The organism is Streptomyces sp. NPDC059371, from assembly GCF_042751995.1.
In the GTDB taxonomy this organism is placed as follows: domain Bacteria; phylum Actinomycetota; class Actinomycetes; order Streptomycetales; family Streptomycetaceae; genus Streptomyces.
On the sequence record NZ_JBHYXD010000081.1, the window covers coordinates 1 to 3,247 of the forward strand.

3 protein-coding genes are annotated in these 3,247 nt (G+C 73.5%); 2 read left to right on the top strand and 1 reads right to left on the bottom strand.

Features of this window, described 5'->3' with window-relative positions; genetic code table 11:
* The first annotated feature begins 250 nt into the window (after window positions 1-250).
* Window positions 251-1,225 carry an ADP-ribosylglycohydrolase family protein gene (locus ACFXGX_RS32325; RefSeq protein WP_384798256.1) on the top strand — a complete coding sequence of 325 codons (975 nt, stop codon included), beginning with the start codon at window positions 251-253 and terminating at the stop codon, window positions 1,223-1,225.
* Window positions 1,226-1,333: 108 nt separating this feature from the next.
* Here ACFXGX_RS32325 and ACFXGX_RS32330 read toward each other — a convergent pair whose 3' ends face one another.
* On the bottom strand, window positions 1,334-1,990 hold the full coding sequence (locus ACFXGX_RS32330) for a TetR/AcrR family transcriptional regulator (protein WP_384798259.1): 657 nt from the start codon (window positions 1,988-1,990) through the stop codon (window positions 1,334-1,336).
* A gap of 173 nt (window positions 1,991-2,163) precedes the next feature.
* Here ACFXGX_RS32330 and ACFXGX_RS32335 point away from each other — a divergent pair, with 173 nt between their 5' ends.
* On the top strand, window positions 2,164-3,084 hold the full coding sequence (locus ACFXGX_RS32335; RefSeq protein WP_384798262.1) for an ABC transporter permease: 921 nt from the start codon (window positions 2,164-2,166) through the stop codon (window positions 3,082-3,084).
* Window positions 3,085-3,247: the final 163 nt, after the last annotated feature.

Below are 3,247 nucleotides of genomic sequence, written 5' to 3' on the forward strand. Positions count from 1 at the left end.
GCCGGTGCGGCGAGTGGGGGTCCCCCCTGCTCGAAGAGCTTGGGGGAGCGTGCCAGGCGTCGCCGGGCAGGCGAGACTTTGCGGACACGACCTAGGGCCTGTCCGCCAGGTCACGTCGCCCGCCGGGCGGGCGAGAGTTCGCGGACACGGCCCGGCGCTGTCGATCGGATCGGTCCGCGGGGCGGCGAGGGGCCGCCGGGACCGGCGTCCCCCTCACGGCCGCCCCTCCCTTCCCCCGTACGCTCGCCCCATGACCGCCACCGGCAGCATCCTCGGCTCCGCGGTGGGCGACGCCCTCGGCGCACCGTTCGAGTTCGGCCCGGAAGGCGCCTTCACCCGGCGCTTCCCGGTGCCCGGGCAGGACGGCGAGATGTGCGGGGGCGGCGGCTGGGACCCGGGTGAGGCGACCGACGACACGCAGATGGCCGTCCTGGTCGGCGAGTCGCTGCTCCGGTACGGCCGCCTCGAACTCCCGGACGTCTTCGACCGGTTCCGGCGCTGGGCGGCGGCCGACCCCAAGGACATCGGTCTGCAGACCGAGGCGGTCCTGACGAGCGGCGACCCCTGGGACCTGGCGGCCGCCCTCCACTTCCAGACCAGTCAACGCGGCGCCGGAAACGGCTCGTTGATGCGGGCGTCGACCTCCGCCGTGTTCTTCGCCGCGCACGGCCGGGACACGACGATGTCCGCCGCGCGCCGCATCGCCTCGCTGACCCACGGCGACCGTGCCGCGTGGGAGGGGACGGCGATCCTCCACGAACTGATCCGGGTCGCCCTGCTCGGACAGGACCCCCTCACCGCGCTCCCGGACACCCTCGACGCCGTCCACCCGGACCACCGGGCCCGCTACGCCACGGTCCTCGCCCGCGACTGGCACCCCGATCTGGCGACCGAGTTCAACGGAGCCGTGTGGCCCTGTCTCGGCTCGGCCGTGTGGGCCGTGCGGACCACCGGCTCCTTCGAGGACGCCGTGCGCGCGGCGGTCGACCTCGGCGGCGACACGGACACCGTCGCGGCGGTGACGGGTGCGCTCGCGGGGGCGGTGTACGGGGAGGGCGCCGTACCCGCCCGCTGGAGCGAGCCGCTGCACGTGCCCCTGCCGGGTTTCGGCGGACGGGTGCTGCGGGCGGCCGAGCTCATGGATCTCGCGGACCGGCTGTCCGGGCGGCGGCCCGGCGGGGAGCGGCCGGCCGGGGAGCGGCCGGGCCGGCAGGAGTTGGGCTGAGCGGGGAGCGCCCAGAACGCTGAGTGGGGAGCGCCTGGGCCGCTGAACCGGGATCGCCGAGGACGCCGGGCTGGGGGTGCCGAGGACGCCGGGCCGGGGGTGCCCCGGTCAGAGTGCCTTCAGGGCCGCCGCCGTCGCGCGGGCCAGGCTGGCCAGGTAGCCCTTCGGGACCTTGGGGCCGCGGACGACGAGCGCACGCCAGTACAGCGGGCCCGACATCAGGTCCAGCGCGAGTTCGACGTCGACGCCCTCACGGATCTCGCCCCGCTCGACCGCCGACGCGACGATCCCGCTCGCCACCGACTGCTGACCCTCCCGCAGCGCGGCCTGCATGGCGTCCGCGATCTCGGGGTTGCGGGCCGCCTCGGCCTGGAGGTCGGGGATGATCTGGCCGGCCACGGGGTGCCGCAGGGCGCGCGAGGTGACCTCGTACAGCAGCCGCAGGTCGCCCTCCAGGGAGCCGGTGTCGGGCGCGGGCAGCCCCTGGACCGCGATCGCCGAGACCAGGTCGAGCACGAGATGGAGCTTGGAGCGCCAGCGCCGGTACACCGCGGTCTTGCCGACGCCCGCGCGGCGGGCGATGCCCTCGATGGACATCCTGGCGTAGCCGACGGACGCGAGCTCCTCGAAGACGGCGGCGCGGATCGCCTCGGTCACGTCCTCGCGGAGGACGGCCGCACCGGCGGGAGCCCGGCGACGCCTGGGCTTTCCGTCGGCAGGCGCGGGCGTGGCGGCACTCGCGGCTGTATCGGCGTTCGTCGTCATACGGACCAGCATAGGGCGTTACGACGAAACGGTTGCGTTCCGACGTCGACTGGGCCTACTCTCGCGTTACGACGATACGGTCCCGTTCCGACGCAAGAAAACGGCAGGAAACGCCGTGGGAAACGTCCCGGGACCGACCGCGCGCCCCCACCCCCCGAGCGAAAGCAACGGATGTGAGCCAGGTCCTCAACACACCGCCCCCGACAGCGTCACCGGTCTCCCCCGCCGACGACGCCGCGGCCATCGCCGCCCGGTACGGCCTCACCGTCAGCGGCGCGCGCCCGAGCCTGCCCGCGTACGTCGGCCAGCTGTGGGCACGGCGCCACTTCATCACCGCGTTCGCCACCGCCAAGCTCACCTCGCAGTACAGCCAGGCCAAGCTGGGCCAGGTGTGGCAGGTGATGACGCCGCTGCTGAACGCGGCGGTCTACTACTTCATCTTCGGTGTGCTGCTCGGCACCAAGCACGGCGTGCCGGACTACATTCCGTTCCTGGTCACCGGCGTCTTCATCTGGACCTTCACGCAGAGTTCGATCATGGCGGGCACCCGGGCGATCTCCGGCAGCCTCGGCCTGGTCCGCGCCCTGCACTTCCCGCGTGCCGCGCTGCCGGTGTCGTACGCGATCCAGCAGCTCCAGCAGCTCCTGTTCTCGATGGCCGCGCTGGTCGTCATCCTGCTCTGCTTCGGCGTACCCGTCGCCGCCTCGTGGCTGCTCGCGGTGCCCGTGCTGGTGCTCCAGTTCACGTTCAACGCGGGCGTCGCGATGATCGTGGCGCGGATGGGCGCCAAGACGCCGGACATCGCGCAGCTCATGCCGTTCATCCTGCGTACCTGGATGTACGTCTCGGGCGTCATGTGGAGCATCGACAAGGTGCTCAGCAAGAACCATCTGCCGCACTGGGCGATGGTCCTGCTGGAGAGCAACCCGGCCGCCGTCTACATCGACCTGATGCGCTTCTCGCTGATCGACAGCTTCCACGCGCACCAGCTTCCGCACCACGTCTGGGCACTGGCGGTGGGCTGGGCGCTGGTCGTCGGCGTCGGCGGCTTCATCTACTTCTGGAAGGCTGAGGAGACGTACGGCCGTGGCTGACATCATCGCGCAGGACACCCAGCCGCAGGACACCGCGAGCGCGGCGGGGGGGGCCCCCCCCCCCCCCCCCCCGCGCCCCCCCCCCCCCCCCACCGCCCCCCCCCCCCCCGTGGAGCGCGCCACACGCCCCCGGGGCCGCCCGGGCGGCGCCCCCCCCCCGCCC